This window comes from Micromonospora tulbaghiae, assembly GCF_900091605.1.
GTDB lineage: Bacteria > Actinomycetota > Actinomycetes > Mycobacteriales > Micromonosporaceae > Micromonospora > Micromonospora tulbaghiae.
The window spans coordinates 1-18,382 of sequence record NZ_FMCQ01000006.1 but is presented as its reverse complement, the minus strand read 5'-3'; the positions used below and the strand labels follow the sequence as shown (position 1 = coordinate 18,382).

Below are 18,382 nucleotides of genomic sequence, written 5' to 3'. Positions count from 1 at the left end.
CGGCGGCCACCACGATGGGTGCCATGGCGAACGTTCTGCGTACTCCCCCTGCCCGCCCCGCCGACGCCCTCGCCCACTTCGCGGCCCGGCTCTCGTTCGAGGCCGACGTGAGCGACGTGCACGCCGACCTGGAGGCGGGCGTCCCGGGCCTGGTCGTGGTCGACTCGCGCTCCCTTCCGGCGTGGCGACAGGGGCACATCCCCGACGCCGTGCACCTGCCCACCGCTGAGATCGCCGTCCGGGCGGGCGAGCTGGTCCCGCCGGACGCCACAGTGGTCACCTACTGCTGGGGGCCGGGCTGCGACGGCGCCACCCGCGCGGCGCTGGAGTTCGCCCGGCTCGGCCGCCCGGTCAAGGAGATGATCGGCGGGTACGAGTACTGGGTGCGGGAGGGCTTCCCGGTACGCACCGAGGCAGGACTCGTGCGGCGGCCCGCCGACGACCTCACCGCGCCGGCCGGCGCGTCGTGCGGCTGCTGAGGCGTGTCGGTTCCGTACAAGACGCCGGCCGACGGCCGTTCCTAGCATGGCCGCATGCGTGATCTTGTCTACACCGGATTCATGTCGCTCGACGGCGTGCTGGACTCCCCCGGCGGCGGGCCGGGCGAGGAGCACCGCAGCGGCGGCTGGGTCGTCAAGGACGTCGAGTTCCTGCCGGAGGCGTTCTCGCTCAAGGGCGAGGAGTTGGAACAGACCACGGCGCTGATGTTCGGCCGACGCAGCTACGAGGTGTTCGCGCCGACCTGGCGCGACTCCGAGGACCACGCCGCCTACCGGGACCTGCCGAAGTACGTGGTGTCGTCCAGCCTGCCCGAGGACGCCCTGGTCGACGGCTGGGGGCCGACGACGGTCCTGCGCTCCACCGCCGACGTGGCCGCGCTCAAGCAGGGCGACGGCGGCGACATCTTCATCCACGGCAGCGCGGAACTCGCCCGCCGTCTCGCCGAGGCGGACCTGATCGACAGGTACCACCTGCTCGTCTTCCCGGTGCTGCTCGGCGCCGGCAAGAGCCTGTTCAGCCAGGCCGACCGGGACAAGCAGGCGCTGCGGCTGCGCGACTGCGCCGCCTACCCCAACGGTGTCGTCAAGCTGATCTACGACGTGACCCGCTGAGCGGGGTCCAGCGCTATCGCACCACCGGCGCCCGCGCGCAGCTCACCGGCCGTCCGCCCGACGTACCGGCGCAGCGCGCGGGCCAGGTGCGGTTCGTCCACGTACCCGAAGGTGGTGACCGCGTCGGCGGGCTGGCCGCCGGCGGCCAGCAGCACGGCGGCGCGGCGCACGCGGTCGATCTGCCGCACCGCGCCCCGGGTCAGCCCGGTCGCCGCGCGAAAACGGCGTTCGAGGGTCCGCGGTGAGGCCGGTGGGCGGCCGCCGCGCAGGGTCTCGGTGACGAGCGGGTCGCGGACCACCACGCCGGCGCGGACCAGCCGGTCGACCAGGGCCTCGGCGTCGTCCGGGCCGGGCGTGGCCCACCGGCCGCCGTCGAGGCGGAACGTCCGGCGGCCCACGTCGGGCAGCTCGGCGCCGCCGTCGACCAGCGCGGGCGTGGGTACGGCCCGCAGCGAGGTGCCCACCGCGAACTCGATGCCGACGAATGTCGCGCCCTCGGGCACCGGCGCGGTGCCGGTAGCGGTCTCGGGGCCGGACACGGCCGCGTACGAGCGCCCGTCGCGCTGCCAGAACACCAGTCCCCAGCACGGCGTCGCCACCGAGGTCATCTCGTCGACCCGATCGCTGGTGCAGGTCCACACGGTGTCGATCCAGGCCGAGTCGGACGCCCGCGTGGTGAACCGCAGCTCCACGGCAGGAGCATACGGCGGCCGCGGGGTACGAGTAGCCGGGCGCCTGAGGAACGGCCGGTCTGACTCTCCGACTCAGCTGTGCAAACCCATCGCCCGGCGGATCGGCTCGGCCGTCGTCGGATCTGCCAGCCTCATGACGCTGATGAATCCGCTCCAGGTGGTCGCGCCGATGACCACACGCTCGTCCAGCGCCATCATGACGAAGCCAGGTCGCCCAGGAGGGCCCCCCAGTACACCCCAGTCCACTCCCTTGCCAATGACATCCCACGCGTCGCGCAGCCGTACCCGGGCCCAGTGCGGCCCCGCTGACGGCTCTCCATCGACCGGCCCGACCGAGACGAGAAAGCACCCCTCTTCGTCGAACAACCGGCCCGTGTACGCGAAGTCCCACCAAGCCGCGTTGGCGCCCTCGATCAGAGACGAGTCGTCGAACATGAATCCGACCTCCTCCCTGCCGTCCTCGGTGGAGCAGGCGGAGAGCATCCAGGCCGCCGAGGCCGGCAGCCCGGCGGAGTCCCAATGGAAGTCGACCACCTCCACCCCGGCGGTATCCAGGGAAGCAATGATCCTCTCCCGGTTCGGCATTCTTCTCACCCAGCCCTGTCGGCCGCACTACCGGGCGGCGGACTCCTGCCCGTTCCGCTCCTCGTCCCGGGCGGGGTAGCCGAGGATCTCGGCGAGGTCGCCGGCGGCGGCCGTGTACGCGGCGTAGATGTCGTCGTCGAAGTGGTTGCGCCAGTCGCCGGACGCGCCCTTGCGGTAGTGGGAGATCCGCCCGGGCGTCTCCTTCGACTTCTTCATCTTGGTGAAGCTGTAGCGGGTCAGCAGCGCCTCCAGCTCGGCCGGCGGCAGGGTGATGCCGCAGTGCCGCATGAGCTGGTCGACCTCCTCGGTCTGCCGTTCGCCGGTCAGGTCCTCGTAGCGGAACAGCCGGAACGTCTCGTCGCTCGGCGCGACCCCCCAGGACCGCATCTGTGCGAACTGCTTCTTGTCGCGCAGCCGGTCGATGACGTAGAGCATGCCCTCCTTCTTCGGCAGTTCCTGGAGGGCCTTGCGCGCCTGTGGGATGTCGCCCATCGGGGCGTGCGAGTTGCGCAGCGAGAAGTAGCTGGACACGACCACGTCGCGCGGATCGCGGATCACGAAGAACGCGCGGTAGCTGCCGGCCTTGGGGACGGCCTCGAACCGCTTGTGGGAGAGGAAGATGGCCAGGCCCACACGCCCGGCCGGGACCGGCGCGGTCGCGCCGCCGGAGTAGAAGCGCGGGTCGTACGGCAGCAGCCCGCAGTGGCGGTAGACGGCCGGGTCGCTGAACAGCGCCTTGATCCACTGGCTGCCGGTCTTGCGGACGGTGCAGTGGAAGATGTTGTCGAACTCGCTGCGTTCCACCACCGGAACGGTGAGTCGCATTCGGGCGTTGCGTGCTTCCATCTGTGCCCGCCGGGCCTTGACCCGCAGAGAATTCGGCGAATTGTGCTTGGCGAATTCGACGGCCCGATTAATCATTTCCCAACCTCATCCGGACCCCGCGGAGCAGGGGCAGCACGAACACCTTTCCGCACGTCACGCAGGTGAAGTCCGCAGACCTCGCCTGCTCCGCCCCGCGCCCCGACGCGCCGCTAGGAATATCCCCGACGGTCCGATTGATGTCAATCCCGGACAGCTGGGAGAAAGCTGAAAATCTACAATTTCCATAGGAATTGCGGAATAAGCGTGAGGGACAGCAGCGCCCGCCCGCACACCGGCACAATGAGCGCCGTGCTCACCGCCACCCGTGATCTGCTGACCGCCCTCGACCCGCTGCCCCACCGTGATCGGACGCGGCACCTCGTGGCGTGGGCACGCACCGCGCCCGAACGGGCGCAGGTCTGCGCCGACCTGCGCCGGCACGGACCGTACGAGCGGCGTCTCGCGCTGCTCGCCGCGCTGGCGACCCGGGACACCGCGGCCGTCCTGGCCGCGACGTTCGATCCGGATCCGTCGATCGCCGCCACCGCGCTGAGCGCCGCCGTGCGGGCCGGCGTAACGCCCTCCGACCTGACCGACCGGCCGGCGAACGCGCGGCGGTGCGTCTACCGGGCGCTGCGCCGCAACCCGGCGCCGGCCGTCGCCGACGCGCTGATCATCGGGGTACGCGAGCGGTTCGGTGACCACGAGGCCGCCGCGTTGCTGCCGGCCTGCGGCCCCGAGACGGTACGGGCCTGGCTGCCCGACCTGGAGCACGCGCTGAACGCCGAACGGCTGATGCGGTCGCACTCCGACATCGTGCTGGCGCGCACCGGTGAGCGGATGGCCGTGGCCCCGCCGGAGTCGCGCGGGCGGATCTGGGCGGAGGTCGCCGGCGCGGTGCTGCGCGGCGATCCGGCGCGGGCGCTGGACCTGCTCGACGGGTACGCGCCCGAGGAGTCGCTGCCCGGCCCGCTCGTCGCGTACGGGCGGCTCGCCGCATACGACGCGCGCCGGGTCGTACGCCTGCTCACGTCGCCCGCCCGCGCGGCCTGGCTGGCACGGACCACGCTGCCCCGGGCGCTGCTGCACCGCCTCGCCGCGCTGCCCACGGGCGAACTGGTCCCGCTGGCCGCCCGGCTGCGGGAGCACGATCGCGCGCTGGCCGCGTTGCTGCGCGCCGTCGCACCGAGCCGCCGCGCCGAGCTGTACGACGGGGCGCTGGCCGACACCGACACCACGGCGTCGCTGCCCGGCGCCCAGGTGATGGAGGTGCTGCCGGCGGCGGTACGGGCGCGCGAGGCGGCCCGGGTGCTGACCCTGCCGTCGGTCCGCGAGCGGGAGGAGCAGGTGCGGTTCTGGAGCGCGTACCTGCCCTGGCCGGAGGCGTCCGCGTCGGCGAGCGCGGCGCTGCGCTCGGGTGACGCGGACGAACGGGCGGACGGCTGGCGGCTGCTGGTGGCGGCCGCGCGACGCTCCCGCGACCCGCGCACGGTGGCCCAGGTGGTGGTCCGGCTCGGCCGGCTGCGCAACGAGCAGGACCCGGTACGCGCGGCCGCGCTCACCGCGCTCGCCACTGTGGCGCCGCTGCTCACCGCCACGAGTGCCGGTGGGCTGACCGGGCTCACCACCGACGCGGTCGACGCCCGGGACACCTCGGCGACCACCACCACCGCGTTGAGCCGGCTCGCTGTCGACGTCCTCACGCATCACGTGGACGTGCCGGAGCTGGTCGAGTGGGCACTGCTCACGATCGACGTGGTGAGCAGCGACGCGACGGTGCCGGTGCTGCGCCGGCTCGACACCGTGCTGCGGCACGGCCAGGAGGCGGTGGTGTTCGACCGGCTGCGCGGCCGGATCGAGGCCGGCATGGCGCGCGGCCGGTACGGGTTGCTGTTCGCGTTCACCCACGCGCTCGGCCGGCGGGCCTGGCGTCTGCCGGACCTGCAGGACATGCTGCGCCGGACCATCGGGCCGGACACCCTGCCCTCGGTGGCCCGTACGGCGGCCGGGCTCTGGCTCGCCGATCCGCGTACCCGCTCGCGGCGCGTCGCCGAGGTGCTCGACATCGACGCGTCGGCGATCGCGATCGGCGAGGTGTGGGCGATCGTCTGCACGTCCCGCACCGACCTGCTCGACCGGGTGCTGGACCGGCCCCCGCGCGGCCGGTTCGTGGAGAACGGGAAGCGGTGGGTCCCCGGCCCGGCGCGGCACGCGCAACGGTGGCTCCCGCGCCACCAGGAACGCTTCGTGGCGCTCCAGGCGCGCGTCGTCGCCGACTCCGGTCACCGGGTGTGGCAGCGGGCGGCGGCGATCCAGGCCGCCGCCGGGGCCGGCCCGGCCGGACGCGAGCTGGTGCTGCGCCACGTCGACGCGTCCGAGGTGCCGGTCGCCGAGGCGGCGCTGGGCGCGCTGGTCTGGACCGACCGGCCGGACGAGGCGTTCCCGGTGCTGCTCGGGTACGCCGACGGCGATCGGGCACGCGTCGCGCTGTACGCCGCCGGGCGGGCCGCCCGGTACGTCCCACCGGCCCGGCTGGCCGAGCTGCTGGGCGGGGTGCTGACCGGCGCCGCGAAGGTCACCAGCCGCAAGGAGGCCGCCCGGCTCCTGGCCCGCTACGCGCACGTGGACGTGATGGCGGCGCTCGGTGAGGCGTACGCCGATCCGGGCACGCACCGCGACGTGCGCGCGGCGATCGTCTCCGCCGCCCGGCAGCGGCTGGGCTCCGAGGCGGGCTGGGCGGTCCTGCGCGCGGCGGTGCACGCCGGCCGGGAGGAGCGGCGGGCGGTGCTCGGCGCGTACCCGTCCGGGATCTCGCAGCGCCACCGCCGCACCTACGCCGCGCTCGTGGTGCAGGCGTGCCGGGCCGACGACCGGGAGGTCCGCCGCGCGGCGTTCGACGCGCTCGGCGAGTGGTGGCCGTGGCTGACCGGCGTCACCGACCTGGTCGTGGACCGGCTCACCGACCCGGACGAGACGACGCCGGGCATCGGGGTGGCGAACCTGCTGCGGGCCGGTGGCGACGCCGCGTTCCGGGCCGCGCTGACCCGGCTGGTGGAGCGGGACGCCGCCGACGACGACCCGGGCGGTCCGGCCGCCGACCGGCCCGCCCGGCGGCGCGTCGAGCTGCTCGCGGAGGGCGCGGCCCTGTGGTCCGACAGCCGCCCGGCCGCCGCCGACCGGGCCGGGCTGGTCGAGGCCGCGCGGTGGCTCGCCGGCCGGGACACCTTCCTGGGTACGGCCACCGGGCTGCTCGTCGATCTCGGCCGCCTCGACGACCTGGACGAGGTCGCCGCGCTCTGCGCGGGCCGGCCCGTGGTCGCGGTGCGCACCGCGCAACGCGTCGGCGATCGCCTGCTCACCACGCGGCGGCGGCCCGACCCGGCGGCCCTCGCCGGCACGGTGGCCCGCCTCGCCGGGCGCGGCGACCTGGCCGGCGGGCTGTTCGCGGTGGCGCTCGTCGCGCACGGGTCGGAGTTCGGCTGGAAGACGCCGTGGCGGGAGCTGCTACTCGGGTTGCGGCGGCACCCGGACGCCGACGTGCGGGAGGCCGCGTACACGCTCGACATGAGCTGACCACGCCGGACGTCGCCCTATGCTCGGGGCGTGACGCTTCAGCGGATGGACCACGTCAGCGTCGTGGTGGACGACCTGCCGGCCGCGATCGCCTTCTTCACCGAACTCGGCATGGAGGTGGAGGGCGAGATGCCGGTCGAGGGCGCCTGGGTGGACCGGGTCAACGGCATGGACGGCGTACGGGTGGACATCGCGATGATGCGTACGCCGGACGGCCACGGCAAGCTCGAACTGACGCGGTTCCGGGCGCCGGCGCTGGTCGCCGCCGAACCGGTGGACGCGCCGCCGAACACGCTGGGCCTGCGATCGGTCATGTTCGCCGTGGACGACGTCGACGACACGGTGGCCCGGCTGCGGGCCCACGGCGGCGAGCTGATCGGTGAGGTGGCGGACTACGGCGACGTCTACCGGCTCTGCTACCTGCGCGGCCCGGCGGGCGTCATCGTGGCGCTGGCCGAGCAGCTCGGCTGACGGCTACCCGGCGTCCACGGCGGCCAGCACCGTCATCGCCTCCCGTTCACGGACGGCCAGGTCGGCCAGGACCGCCGACGCGCGGGTCAGGTGGGTGGCGTCGCCGGTCCGGCCGGCGGTGGCGACGTGGTCGGCGACGGCGGTCCACAGCGGCGCGATGTCGGCGTACATCCGCTGTGCCCGCCGCACCCGCGCGTCGCCGGTGACGGCGGCGGCCTCGGCGAGGAAGTCGCGGTACACGGCACGGAACAGCGCGCCGCCGGTGCCACCACGTTCCATGAGCGTCGCGGCGAGCGGAAGGTCGCGGGCCGGATCGGCGGCGCGGTCCAGCCAGCGGGTCACCCGGGCGGCGGCGGTGGCGATCCCCCGGTGGCCGAGGTTGGCGATCGGCGGGTCGAGGAACGCCCCGGCGTTGGCGCGTACCGCCGCGCGGACGGCGGCGTCCAGGTCCGGCGGGGCGCCGGGCGCGGTGAGCGTGTACGACAGGTGGCGCGCGGTCATCGGTCCGCGCGCGGCGCGCGCCCGCGCCAGGCTCTCCAGCGTGGTGGTCACCGCACCGCCCTGCTGGGCGGTGTCGACCAGGTGGGCGTGGGTGTCGTCGTAGCCGTACATCGCCACCGTGTGCCCACCGAAGTGGACCTTCGTCGTGAAGTAGTCCAGGTGGTACGAGTCCAGTTGCAGGCCGACCGGATGCCCGGCGTCCAGCGCGTCGGTGACGTCGCGCCACGCCTTGGCCGCCGACGTCGTCTCGCGGACGCGCAGGTCCAGGCCGAGGCGGCCGGCTGCGGCCCGGGTCACGCACAGCGGCTTGGTGCGCCCGCCGAGGAACGGCACGTCCATGCTCTTGGCGTCCCAGTAGACGAAGCCGAGCCCTTCGCCGAGGCCGAACAGCATGGGCTCGGACAGGTCCAGGCCGGCGTGCCGCGTCAGCACGCCGAGCGTGGTGGTCTCGCAGTGCGCCCCACCGGTCGGCGTCACGTCGTCGAGGATCACGTCGACTCCTGTTCCGCCGTCACGGCGTTCGGGTCGTGCGCCACGGCTGCGGCGCCCGGGTCGTGGCCGGGGGCCGGGGAGAGCAGCGGGCGCAGCGGCCCGTCGCCGGGGACGCCGGGCATCCGGCGGGCCACCCCGGCGAGCAGGTCGGCGGCCTGGACGCGCGGGTCGTCGCGCGAATCGGTCATCACCAGCCCGGCCAGCGGTGACGGGCCGGCCGGATCGCCGGCCGCCAGTGCCGCCTGCAGGCGGCGCAGCCGGTCCTCGGTGAGCGCGCTCTGCTCGTCGTGGATCACCAGCACCCGCCGGCGGCCGCCGCTCCAGTGCAGGACGGTCTCGGCCAGCGCCGGCAGCAGCGGCTCCAGCGGCGGCGGGATCGTCCGGTCGCCCGCGTACAACCGGGCCTGCACGGCTGCCACCCGGGCCGGGTCGAGCGCGTCGAGAACCGCGCCGGCCTGCGCGTCGTCGCGGACGTGGCGCCGCAGCGCGTCCCGCGCGGCGAAGAATCGTGCCACGCTCCGGTCGTCCGCCCGGTCCCGCCGCTTGGTGCGCAGCATCTCGACCACGGCGGCGAGGAAGACCGCCCAGTCGGGTCCGGCCGCCCGCCCGGCCCGGTGCAGCGCCGTCGCGGCCGGACGCCGGTCACCGGCGAGGCGGGTGCCCGCCGCGTACGACGGTTCGGCCAGCAGCAGGTCGACGACCCGGGTGGCGAGGAAGAACTCCTTGTCGACCAGGTGCACGTGCGCCCGGCCGCGCAGCGCCGACAGGAACCACTCCACCGCCTCGGCGGCTTCGCGGCGGCGCAGGAACTGCCGGGACTTGACCTCGTCGGGCGAGAACCGGAACCCGGACCGCAGCGTACCGATCAACGCGGCCGCCTCGTCACGGCTCAGGTCGACGCTGGCGTGGACGATCACCGGGGTGGCCGGGTCGAGCAGGTTGGTGCCGGAGAAGCCGGACTCGTCGCAGGCGATCTCCAGCACCGCACCGGTCAGCGCCTCGCCGGGTGGCAGCCCGCCCTGGAGCGGCAGCCTCGCACCCGTCGACCCGGCCATGCCGACCATGCTCGCCCACCCGGCCCGCGGCGGACCAGCGGTTAACCCGGATCGGTTCGGCGGCGGGCCGTGACGCCTCATTCCACCGGCCGGTAGATCGCGCTCAGGCGCGGCAGGCGGGCGCGCATCTGCTCGTCGTCGTCGAAGTCGAAGTCCTCACCGGCCGGGTCGGCCGGCGCCTGGACGGGAGCAGCCCGGTCGGCGGCGTCGAGCGCCTCCCAGAACGCGTCGGTGCCGCCGCCGGTCGCCTGGGCGTAGGCGTCGCCCGCCGCGCTCAGTACCGCCTCGCACTCGACCGCGTCGTCGTCCGGGTCGACGCCGGCCCCGGCGAGTGAGTCGGGATCGGCGACGGCCCGCTCCCAGACCGCCCGCCCCTGCGCGACCAGCCAGCCGCGGAAGTAGTCGAACCCGTCGTCCGAGCAGCCGCCGCGCATCAGGTAGGCGGCCGCCCACAGGTCCCAGCGCCACCCCTCCTCGGTCACGTCGTCGTATGCCTGCTCGAAGCCCACGATCGCCGCCGGACTCAGCACCGACAGCTCCGCGACCAGGTGCCGGGCCACGACGTCGGCCCCCTCGGCGGTGACCGTCTCGCGTCCCGCGGCACGGCGCGCCCGCTCCACGATGTCCCAGAACGTCTCCCGATCCACGGCGGGACCGTACGCCGCCCCACCGACAAGCTGTCAGCGGCCGTGTCAGCGCCGTGTCAGGGCGGTGGCGGTACGGCCGCCCATGGTGGGCGCATGACGAGTTCAGCGATAGCGGTCTCCGGACTGCGCAAGGCGTACAAGGACCGGGTGGTGCTCGACGGCATCGACCTGGACGTCCCCGCCGGGACGATCTTCTCGCTGCTCGGCCCGAACGGGGCCGGCAAGACGACAGCCATAAACATCCTGACCACCCTGATCCGCGCCGACGCCGGGTCGGTACGTGTCGCCGGGCACGACGTGGTCACCGAGGCCAGGGCGGTGCGCGCGGCGATCGGGGTGACCGGGCAGTTCGCGGCGGTGGACGAACTGCTGACCGGGCGGGAGAACCTGCAACTCATGCTCGACCTCGGCCCGCGCAACCGCGTTACCGGCAAGCGGGTCGTCGCCGAGTTGCTGGAACGGTTCGACCTGGTCGAGGCCGCCGACAAGCTGGTGTCGACGTACTCCGGGGGCATGCGCCGCAAGCTGGACCTGGCGATGACGCTGGTCGGCGAGCCGCGGATCATCTTCCTGGACGAGCCGACGACCGGGCTGGACCCGCGCAGCCGGCGCACCATGTGGTCGATCATCAGGGAGCTGGTGGCCGGCGGCGTGACGGTCTTCCTCACCACCCAGTACCTCGACGAGGCCGACCGCCTCGCCGACCGGATCGCGGTGCTCGACCAGGGCCGGCTGGTCGCCCAGGGCACGCCGGAGGAACTGAAGCGCCGGATCCCCGGCACGCACGTGCGGTTGCGGTTCGGCACCGTCGCCGAACTCGACGCGGCGGCGCTCGTGCTGCCCGACGCGGTACGCGACGAGGAGGCGCTGGCACTGAGTGTGCCCACCGACGGCGGGACCGCGGCGCTGCGCGCCCTGCTCGACCGGCTCGACGCGCACGCGATCAGCGCCGGCGACCTGTCCGTCCAGACCCCCGACCTCGACGACGTCTTCCTGGCCCTGACGGGCCGCGCCCCGGAGGTGGCCGCGAAATGAGCAGGAACCACTCGGTCGTCATGCTGCGCCGCAACCTGACGCACCTGCGCCGCAACCCGACCTCGGTGTTCAACGCGGTGCTGATGCCGATCATCGTCATGCTGATGTTCGTCTACATGCTCGGCGACGCGTTCTCCGTCGGCGTCGACTACGTCGACTACGCGACGCCGGGCCTGATGCTGCTGGCGGTCTGCTACGGCCTCGGCGGCACCGCGACCTCGGTCAGCTCCGACATGACCAAGGGCATCATCAACCGGTTCAAGGTCATGCACGTCTCCCGGGGCGCGGTGCTGACCGGCCACGTCGTCGCCACCGTGCTCACCAACGTCCTCGCGGTCGCGGCCCTGGTCGGGGTGGCGTTCCTGCTCGGCTTCCGCCCGGCCGCCGATCCCCTGCACTGGCTCGGTGCGGCCGGCATGGTGGTGCTGCTCAGCGTCGCCGTCAGCTGGTTCACCGTCGCGCTGGGCCTGTTCGCCAAGTCACCCGAGTCGGCGGGCATGGCCGCCGTGCCGCTGGTCCTGCTGCCGTTCTTCAGCAGCGCGATCGTGCCGGCGGACAAGATGGGGCCGGGACTGCGGCAGTTCGCCGAGTACCAGCCGTTCACGCCGATCATCGAGACGCTGCGCGGCCTGCTCGAAGGCGCGCCGTCGGCCGGCGACGTGGTCCCCGCGATCGCCTGGTGCGCCGGCATCGCGGTGATCGGCTACCTGTGGGCGCGGTCCACCTTCACGAAGCGAGCGTGACCTCGACCAGCCGCTCCCAGCCGGTCTCCCGGCCCTGTGCGACCGCCTCGGCGAACCCCGCGTCGCCGAGGCGGTCGCGCGCTGCCGCCTCGATCCGGGGCACGTCGGGGTGGGCGCGGTCGGGCAGCCCGCGTACCGCGGTGGCGGCACCGAGCAGCCGCGCCGCCTGGTCCGGCCGGTCGAGCCGCACCGCCAGGTCGGCGACACCGACGAGCACCTGCGCGGTCAGCGGCGCGTAGCCGCCCTCGCGCGCCGCCCGGCACGCCGCCGCCCGATGGGTACGGGCCTGCTCGACGTCCTCGGCCAGGTAGCCCAGCAGATCCTGGGTGCCCGCCCGGACGCCGGCCAGGTCCGCCTCGTCGCCGAGCAGCGCCGACACGGACCGCAGTTGCGCGTACGCCTCGTCCGCGTCGCCGTCGTGGCGGGCCAGGTACGCCCGGACCAGCGCCAGCTCGGCCAGCGCGCCCGGCCAGGCGACCCGGGCGGCGAGCCGGTGCGCCTCGGCCACGGCGGCGGCGCTCGCGGCCTCCTCGCCGCCCAGCCGGTACAGCCAGGCCAGCCGCGCCCGCATCCGGATCACGTCCTCGACGGCGCCGACCTCGGTGACCGCCGCGACGGCCTGCTCGTAGTACGCGCAGGCGGCGGCGACGTCACCGCGTACGGCGATCAGCTCGGCCAGCTCGCTGAGCGCGAACGAGATCCCGAAGCGTTCGCCCACCTCCCGGAACTCGGCGAGCGCATGCCGCAGGCACGCCTCCGCCTGCGCCGCCTCGATGCCGAGGATGACCCGCAGCTTGCCCAGGTGCAGCCGGGCCAGCGCGCGTACCCACGGGTCCTCGTGGTCGAGCAGCGACTCCCAGGCGGGCAGCAGCGCGTCCGGCTCCCGCAGCATGCGCTCCATCGGCACGACCAGGGCCAGCTCCGGGTGACCGCCACGGCCTTCCCCGCTCAACCGGTACGCCTTGTGGATCCACTCGGCCGCGTGCTGCGCGTCGCCCGGGCCGGAGCTGAGGAACAGCACCACGAGTCCGTACACCACGGCGCGGATGTGGTCGGGCACGTCGCCGGGCGCCTCGGTGGCCGCGATGATCAGTTCCATGCCCTCGGTCCGGTGGCCGCCGAGCCACCAGTACCAGCCGGCACCGGCCGCGAGCCGCATCGCCTCGCGCCCCTCACCCGCGGCGAGCGCACCGCGCATCGCGGCGGTGATGTTGTCGTGCTCGGCTTCGAGCCGGGCGAGCCAGGTGAGCTGGTCGGCGCGGCGCAGCCGCGGCTCGGCGGTCTCGGCCAGCTCGGTGAAGTACGCCAGGTGCGCGCGGCGGGCGAGGTCCTCCTCCCCGGCCTCGGCGAGCCGCTGCGCGGCGTACTCCTTGATCGTGCCGAGCATGCGGTAGCGCGGCGCGACGTCGCCGGCGGCGACCAGCAGCGACTTCTCGGTCAGCGCGGTGAGCAGGTCGAGCACGTCGCCCGGCTCGACGGCGCCGCCGGCGCAGACCCGCTCGGCCGCGTCCAGGCCCGCCCCGCCGGAGAACACCGACAGCCGGCGCAGCACCGCGCGTTCGGCGTCGGTGAGCAGTTCCCAGCTCCAGTCGACCATCGCGCGCAACGTCCGGTGCCGGGGCAGGGCGGTCCGGCTGCCACCGGTGAGCAGCCGGAACCGGTCGTCGAGCCGGGTGGCGAGCTGGTCGACGGACATGGCGCGCAGCCGTGCCGCGGCCAGCTCGATCGCCAGCGGCATGCCGTCGAGCGCGCGGCAGATCCGCGCCATCGTCATCGCCGTGCGGGCGTCGGACGCGAGGTCCCGGCGGACCGCGACGGCCCGGTCCCGCAGCAGGCGGACGGCGGGCGACGACTCGACCTCGGCGACCGCGGCGTCGCCGTCCGGCAGGCCCAGCGGCGCGACCGGCCACAACACCTCCCCGGTGATGCCGAGCGGTTCCCGGCTGGTGGCCAGGATCCGCAGCCGCCGGCACTCGCCGAGCAGCCGGTGCGCCAGCGCCGCCGCCTGTTCCACGACGTGTTCGCAGTTGTCCAGGATCAGCAGCATCTCCCGGTCCCGGATCGCCGCGACGAGCCGGTCGTCCGGCTCCGCGCTGCCCGCGTCGCCCAGCAGCGCGTCGCGCAGGCCGAGCCCGGAGATCGTCGCCTGTGCCACGTCCCCGTCGGCGCTGATCGCGGCGAACTCCACCAGCCACACACCGTCCGGCAGGTCGCCCGTCATCCGGCGTCCGGTCTCGGTGGCCAGCCTGGTCTTCCCGGAGCCACCCGGGCCGGTGAGCGTGGTGAGCCGGTGCTCGGCCACCAGCGCGCCGACGGCGGTGAGGTCGGCGTCCCGGCCGACGAAGCTGGTCAGCTCGGCGCGCAGGTTGGTCCGGCGGGTGTCGTCGCGGCGTGCCGTCTCGCCCCGCAGCAGGGCGACGTGCAGCGCCGACAGTTCCGGCGACGGGTCGGCGCCCAGCGCGTCGGCGAGCGCGTCGGCGGTGCGCTGGTAGACCAGCAGCGCCTCGGTGTCCCGGCCGGCCGCGACGAGCGCACGCATCAGTGCCATGGCGAGCCGCTCGCGTACCGGATGGGCGGCCACCAGGTCGGTCAGCTCCGGGATCAGGTCCGCTTCCCCGCCGAGCCCGGTCTCGGCGTCGTACCGGTCCTCCGTCGCGGTCAGGCGCAGCCGTTCCAGCCGGGTCGCCGCCGCGTCGAGCGCGGGGCTGTCGGGCAGGCCGACGTCGCGCAGCGCGTCGCCGCGCCACAGGCCCAGCGCCTCGCGCAGCAGCCGTACCCGCTGCGGCCCGTCGCCGTCGCGGGCCCGCCGGACGAGACGTTCGAACCGCACGGCGTCGACGGCGTCGGGCTCGACGGCGAGCCGGTAGCCGTCCGGCAGCCCGTCGACGGCGCCCGCCGGCAGCGCCTTGCGCAGCCGGGACACCAGCCGTTGCAGCGCGTTCGCGGCGTCGGCGGGCAGCTGCTCGCCCCAGATCCAGTCGACGAGCGTCGCCTTCGGGACCACCCGGCCGGGCTGGAGCGCGAGGGCGGCCAGCAGTCCGCGCAGCCGTGCGCCCGGCACGTCGGCCGGTAGGCCGCCGTCCGTGGTGACCTGGAACGGCCCGAGCAACCCGATCTGCACGCGCCGATCCTGCCACGGCCGGCGCCCCGGTCCGGTCCGCCGCCCCCGCCGGTCAGGTGGCCAGGCGCAGATGCCGGCGCTGCCGCAGTCGCACCGCTGCGGCCACCACGACCAGCACCGTGAGCGCGACAGCGAAGACCAGCCCGTGGGTCAGGCCCCGGACGAGGTAGCCGCCGTCAGTGTGGTCCACGGCGTACGTGGCGAGCTCGCGGCTGAACCAGAACGGCAGCGCCCGGGTGGCGCTGCCCGCCGGGTCCATCACCATCTGGAGACCGACCACCGTCAGCAGCACCAGCGTGCCCTCCAGCTCGCGCGGCAGCACGGCGCTCAGCAGCAGGCCGAACGGCACCGACACGAACACGGTCAGCGCCATGATCAGCGCGATCGCGCCGTACCGCACGTCGCGCTGGTCGGCCAGGACGAGCAGGAAGTACGGGGTGGAGAGCAGCACGCCGACGGTCCAGAGCGCGAGCAGCCGGCCGAGCACCAGGTGCCGGCTGCCGTAGCCGGAGAGCCGCAGGCGGGGTTCCATGCCCCGCGCCGCGCTGCCCGCGAACAGCGCGGCGGTGCTGAGCGCCCAGGCCAGGCCGAGACAGACGAAGCGGATCGACTGCCCGAGAAAGTCGCCGCGGCGGCTCAGGTAGAAGGCCAGCGGCATCAGCAGCAGGATGACCAGCACGGTACGGCGGCGCAGCAGCTCGCGCAGGGCGGCCTCGGCCACCACGAGGGTCCGGCTCATGCGTTCCGCTCCCCGGAAAGATCAAGCACGACGTCGACCCGGTCGAGCTGGTTGAGCAGGTGGGTGACGACCACGACGGCCTTGCCGGCGTCGCGCCACCGCCACACCTCGTGCCAGAAGTCGAGGTAGGTGCCCCGGTCGAACCCCTGGTAGGGCTCGTCGAGCAGCAGCACGTCCGGCTCGCCGAGCCGGGCCAGCACCAGGTTGAGCTTCTGTCGCGTGCCGCCGGAGAGGTGCCGGGCCTGGGTGCGCCGCGGCGGTGTCCACTCCAGCCCGGCCGCCTCCGCGCGCCCGGCCCGCCGCGCCGCCGTCCGGCCCAGCCCTCGGCCGGCGCCGATCAGCACGAAGTGCTCGTCCGGGCTGAGGAACTCGGCGGTGCCGCCGTCCTGCGGGCAGTATCCGAGCGTGCCGTGCACCTCGACGGTGCCCGCCTCCGGGCTCAGCAGACCGGCGCAGATCCGCAGGAACGTGCTCTTGCCGGCGCCGTTGGCGCCGACCACCGCCGCGATCTGGCCGGCCCGGACGGTGAGGTCGACCCGGTCCAGGACGGTGCGTCCCCGGTAGCGCTTGGTGACGCCCCGGGCGGCGAGCCGCACCGGTCCGGGCTGGCGGCGCGGCGGCCGCACGTCGGGGCCGCCGAGGCTGTCGACCACCGCCCGGGCGTACGTCTCCGGCGCGCCGAAGACCCGCAGCGGCGATTCCCCGCTGTCGAGCAGGTGGGTGGCCGCCTCGGCGACGACGTGACCGGTCAGGTCGGGCCCCACCCCGTGCCGGCGCAGCTCGCCGGTCAGGGCGGCGAGCCAGGGTTCGTGGTTCACCGCTTCGGCTCCTCGCGCAGTATCGTGCCCACGCTCGACGCGAAGGCGCTCCAGTCGATCGCGGCGGCCCGCAACGCCGCGCTGCCGGCCGGGCTGATCCGGTAGTACTTTCTCGCGGGCCCGGTCCCGCCCTCCCGCCAGTGCGCGGTGAGCAGGCCGGAGCGCTGCAACCGCAGCAGCACCGGGTAGAGGGTGCCGCCCTGCACGGTGCCCAGCCCGTGGGCCCGCAGCGCCTGGGACAGCTCGTAGCCGTAGGACTCGCCGCGGCTCAGCAGCGCGAGCACGCAGAGGTCGAGCACCCCGCGCAACCACTGCGCCCGCCGTTCCTGGTTCATTCCGCTCCGCACTGTCCCGATCGGACGACATCCGGCGATGACGGTAGCGCCGCCATCTAGGTAGCGCAACCATCTAGTGGGCCTCCTCCGGCCCGGCGAGGCTGATAGGTTGCGCGCTCCGCACGGGTTCGACGGGGGAATGCGCATGTCCGACACGGGGGCCGGATCCGAGCAGGGACCGGCGGGGGACGCGGAGCAGCGGGGAGAGACCGCCGGGATGCGGCCGGCCGGCGAGCCGCCCGGCGTTCCCGGGCCGCCACCACCGCCCGCCACCGGGCCGGGTCACGGGTCGCCCGATCCGGGTCACGGGCCGCCCACCGCTGGTCCGCCGTACGGGCCGTACCCGCCACCCGGCCCGCCGTCATCCGGCCGCGCTCTGGTCGTCGCCGTCGCGGTGCTGAGCGTGCTGCTGCTGGTGGCGTGCTCGGGCCTGATCGGCGGCGCGTTCCTGCTGGGTTCCTCGCCCCGCGAGGTGGCCGAGCGGGAGCCGGCCGCGCCACCGGCGGCGCCTTGGCGGTCGTCCGGCGCGACGCCCACGCCGGGTGCGACGGCGAGCGCGGAGCCGTCGGCGCGCGGGCCGCAGCCGAGCGACTTCCCGGCGGCGCAGATCTCCGATCTGAACGACGTGTGCGACGGGGTTCTCTACTTCCCGCAGTCGCCGAAGCGCACCGGAGCGGCGCCGCACCCGGTGGCACTGCTCGTCGGCACCGACCTGGGCACGGGCAGCCGCCGCCACGACCAGGTCTACTACTACGACGAGGGCCTGTCGAAGCGGGTGGAGCGGACCTGGGCGTCGGAGGACCCGAAGGTCGTGCAGATGGTCGCCTGCCTGGATCGCACGAGCACCGGCGCGACGATCCGCAAGTGCCGCTACGACGACCCGGAGCCGGACACGCTGACGCTGCTGAAGGCCACCTACCGCCTGCGGGTGTACGAGGTGGCGACCGGTCGCCAGCTGCTGGACAAGACCATGGGCGGGGACGACCAGCATTGCCCGTACGTGGTCCTGTACGGCCAGGACAAGAAGATCTACGCCGAGGTCAGCCACCGGTCGATCCTCGGGGCGCTGCGCAACCTGGTGAAGCGGTAGGCGAACGGCGACGAGCGACGCCGGCCCCCGGATCGGGCCGGCGTCGCTCGCTGTCGGCCGTCAGAGTGTGGTTTCGCCGGTGAGGCCGAAGTAGTCGTGCCATTTGGTGGAGGGGGCGAAGGTGGTGCCGGTGGACAGGGCGACGTAGACGTCGTTGGTGGTGTTCTTGGTGAAGACGATGAGGTCGTGTTTGCCGTCGCCGTTGGCGTCGGCGAGGTAGGGGAATTCGCCGGGTAGGCAGAAGAAGTCGTGCCATTTGATGGTGGTGCCGGTGAAGGTGGTGCCGGTGGAGGTGGCGGCGTAGACGTCGGCGTCGGTGTTGCAGGTGAAGGTGATGATGTCGTCGCGGCCGTCGCCGTTGATGTCTGCGACGCGGGGTTGTTCGGTGCCGACGGCGAACAGGTCGTGCCATTTCTGGGGTGGGCCGAACGAGGTGCCGGTGGACAGGGCGACGATGACGTCGGCTGCGGTGGCGGGGCCTTGGGTGAAGGTGATGATGTCGTCCATAC

The 18,382-nt window shown here is 74.3% G+C and carries 18 protein-coding genes; 7 read left to right on the top strand and 11 right to left on the bottom strand.

Annotated features, from left to right (window positions below; translation table 11 throughout):
* Positions 1 to 14 precede the first annotated feature (14 nt).
* Positions 15 to 479: a rhodanese-like domain-containing protein gene (locus GA0070562_RS18200; protein WP_091423409.1), complete on the top strand. Its 465-nt coding sequence runs from the start codon at positions 15 to 17 to the stop codon at positions 477 to 479.
* 54 nt (positions 480 to 533) lie between these two features.
* Positions 534 to 1,112 (top strand): dihydrofolate reductase family protein, encoded by a 579-nt coding sequence (locus GA0070562_RS18195; RefSeq protein ID WP_091423406.1) that lies wholly within the window; start codon positions 534 to 536, stop codon positions 1,110 to 1,112.
* On the opposite strand, the gene GA0070562_RS18190 is transcribed toward GA0070562_RS18195, so the two are convergent.
* From GA0070562_RS18190 to GA0070562_RS18180, 3 genes are all read right to left on the bottom strand, one after another.
* The gene (locus GA0070562_RS18190) at positions 1,094 to 1,804 is read right to left on the bottom strand and encodes a helix-turn-helix domain-containing protein (protein WP_091423402.1); all 711 of its coding nucleotides are present in this window, start codon (positions 1,802 to 1,804) and stop codon (positions 1,094 to 1,096) included. The genes GA0070562_RS18195 and GA0070562_RS18190 overlap by 19 nt on opposite strands.
* Before the next feature lie 72 nt (positions 1,805 to 1,876).
* A complete protein-coding gene (locus GA0070562_RS18185) occupies positions 1,877 to 2,389 on the bottom strand; it encodes a hypothetical protein (protein ID WP_091423399.1) in 513 nt (170 codons plus the stop codon).
* 27 nt (positions 2,390 to 2,416) lie between these two features.
* Complete coding sequence (locus tag GA0070562_RS18180) at positions 2,417 to 3,310, bottom strand: sulfotransferase domain-containing protein (protein WP_091423395.1); 894 nt, start codon at positions 3,308 to 3,310, stop codon at positions 2,417 to 2,419.
* A 207-nt stretch (positions 3,311 to 3,517) separates the two neighbouring features.
* Between GA0070562_RS18180 and GA0070562_RS18175 the strand changes: the two genes are divergently transcribed.
* Entirely contained in the window at positions 3,518 to 6,826 is a 3,309-nt protein-coding gene (locus tag GA0070562_RS18175; protein ID WP_254663821.1) for a hypothetical protein, read from the top strand.
* A gap of 45 nt (positions 6,827 to 6,871) precedes the next feature.
* A complete protein-coding gene (locus GA0070562_RS18170) occupies positions 6,872 to 7,297 on the top strand; it encodes a VOC family protein (protein WP_091423387.1) in 426 nt (141 codons plus the stop codon).
* 3 nt (positions 7,298 to 7,300) lie between these two features.
* Here the strand turns inward: GA0070562_RS18170 and GA0070562_RS18165 are convergent, their stop codons facing one another.
* From GA0070562_RS18165 to GA0070562_RS18155, 3 genes are all read right to left on the bottom strand, one after another.
* Positions 7,301 to 8,290: a BtrH N-terminal domain-containing protein gene (locus tag GA0070562_RS18165; RefSeq protein ID WP_091423385.1), complete on the bottom strand. Its 990-nt coding sequence runs from the start codon at positions 8,288 to 8,290 to the stop codon at positions 7,301 to 7,303.
* Positions 8,287 to 9,345 carry a hypothetical protein gene (locus GA0070562_RS18160; RefSeq protein WP_091424484.1) on the bottom strand — a complete coding sequence of 353 codons (1,059 nt, stop codon included), beginning with the start codon at positions 9,343 to 9,345 and terminating at the stop codon, positions 8,287 to 8,289. The genes GA0070562_RS18165 and GA0070562_RS18160 overlap by 4 nt, the downstream gene beginning before the upstream one ends.
* Before the next feature lie 77 nt (positions 9,346 to 9,422).
* Positions 9,423 to 9,992 (bottom strand): DUF4240 domain-containing protein, encoded by a 570-nt coding sequence (locus GA0070562_RS18155; protein ID WP_091423382.1) that lies wholly within the window; start codon positions 9,990 to 9,992, stop codon positions 9,423 to 9,425.
* 93 nt (positions 9,993 to 10,085) lie between these two features.
* On the opposite strand from GA0070562_RS18155, the gene GA0070562_RS18150 reads away from it, so the two are divergent.
* Positions 10,086 to 11,027, top strand: coding sequence for an ATP-binding cassette domain-containing protein (locus GA0070562_RS18150; protein WP_091423379.1), 942 nt, complete (start codon positions 10,086 to 10,088; stop codon positions 11,025 to 11,027).
* On the top strand, positions 11,024 to 11,770 hold the full coding sequence (locus GA0070562_RS18145) for an ABC transporter permease (RefSeq protein ID WP_091423376.1): 747 nt from the start codon (positions 11,024 to 11,026) through the stop codon (positions 11,768 to 11,770). Before GA0070562_RS18150 ends, GA0070562_RS18145 begins: the two co-directional genes overlap by 4 nt.
* Here GA0070562_RS18145 and GA0070562_RS18140 read toward each other — a convergent pair.
* Genes GA0070562_RS18140 through GA0070562_RS18125 form a run of 4 tightly spaced genes read right to left on the bottom strand, consistent with a single transcriptional unit; the run spans position 11,754 to position 16,795 of the window.
* Positions 11,754 to 14,891, bottom strand: coding sequence for an ATP-binding protein (locus tag GA0070562_RS18140; protein WP_091423372.1), 3,138 nt, complete (start codon positions 14,889 to 14,891; stop codon positions 11,754 to 11,756). The genes GA0070562_RS18145 and GA0070562_RS18140 overlap by 17 nt on opposite strands.
* Before the next feature lie 52 nt (positions 14,892 to 14,943).
* Positions 14,944 to 15,630, bottom strand: coding sequence for an ABC transporter permease (locus tag GA0070562_RS18135; RefSeq protein WP_091423369.1), 687 nt, complete (start codon positions 15,628 to 15,630; stop codon positions 14,944 to 14,946).
* On the bottom strand, positions 15,627 to 16,448 hold the full coding sequence (locus GA0070562_RS18130; RefSeq protein WP_091423366.1) for an ATP-binding cassette domain-containing protein: 822 nt from the start codon (positions 16,446 to 16,448) through the stop codon (positions 15,627 to 15,629). The genes GA0070562_RS18135 and GA0070562_RS18130 overlap by 4 nt, the downstream gene beginning before the upstream one ends.
* Positions 16,445 to 16,795, bottom strand: coding sequence for a PadR family transcriptional regulator (locus GA0070562_RS18125; RefSeq protein WP_225853239.1), 351 nt, complete (start codon positions 16,793 to 16,795; stop codon positions 16,445 to 16,447). Before GA0070562_RS18125 ends, GA0070562_RS18130 begins: the two co-directional genes overlap by 4 nt.
* A 133-nt stretch (positions 16,796 to 16,928) precedes the next feature.
* On the opposite strand from GA0070562_RS18125, the gene GA0070562_RS18120 reads away from it, so the two are divergent.
* Positions 16,929 to 17,873 (top strand): hypothetical protein, encoded by a 945-nt coding sequence (locus GA0070562_RS18120; protein WP_091423361.1) that lies wholly within the window; start codon positions 16,929 to 16,931, stop codon positions 17,871 to 17,873.
* Between the two features lie 60 nt (positions 17,874 to 17,933).
* Here the strand turns inward: GA0070562_RS18120 and GA0070562_RS18115 are convergent.
* On the bottom strand, positions 17,934 to 18,382 hold a 449-nt coding region (locus GA0070562_RS18115; protein ID WP_338060916.1), incomplete at its 5' end, for an FG-GAP-like repeat-containing protein.

Excerpts from the sequence above, each read along its gene's own strand:
- GA0070562_RS18135 (WP_091423369.1), bottom strand. The coding sequence starts at position 15,630 with ATGAGCCGGACCCTCGTGGTGGCCGAGGCCGCCCTGCGCGAGCTGCTG.
- GA0070562_RS18120 (WP_091423361.1), top strand. The coding sequence starts at position 16,929 with ATGTCCGACACGGGGGCCGGATCCGAGCAGGGACCGGCGGGGGACGCG.
- GA0070562_RS18180 (WP_091423395.1), bottom strand. The coding sequence starts at position 3,310 with ATGATTAATCGGGCCGTCGAATTCGCCAAGCACAATTCGCCGAATTCT.
- GA0070562_RS18145 (WP_091423376.1), top strand. The coding sequence starts at position 11,024 with ATGAGCAGGAACCACTCGGTCGTCATGCTGCGCCGCAACCTGACGCAC.
- GA0070562_RS18195 (WP_091423406.1), top strand. The coding sequence starts at position 534 with ATGCGTGATCTTGTCTACACCGGATTCATGTCGCTCGACGGCGTGCTG.
- GA0070562_RS18150 (WP_091423379.1), top strand. The coding sequence starts at position 10,086 with ATGACGAGTTCAGCGATAGCGGTCTCCGGACTGCGCAAGGCGTACAAG.
- GA0070562_RS18170 (WP_091423387.1), top strand. The coding sequence starts at position 6,872 with ATGGACCACGTCAGCGTCGTGGTGGACGACCTGCCGGCCGCGATCGCC.
- GA0070562_RS18185 (WP_091423399.1), bottom strand. The coding sequence starts at position 2,389 with ATGCCGAACCGGGAGAGGATCATTGCTTCCCTGGATACCGCCGGGGTG.
- GA0070562_RS18200 (WP_091423409.1), top strand. The coding sequence starts at position 15 with ATGGGTGCCATGGCGAACGTTCTGCGTACTCCCCCTGCCCGCCCCGCC.
- GA0070562_RS18160 (WP_091424484.1), bottom strand. The coding sequence starts at position 9,345 with ATGGCCGGGTCGACGGGTGCGAGGCTGCCGCTCCAGGGCGGGCTGCCA.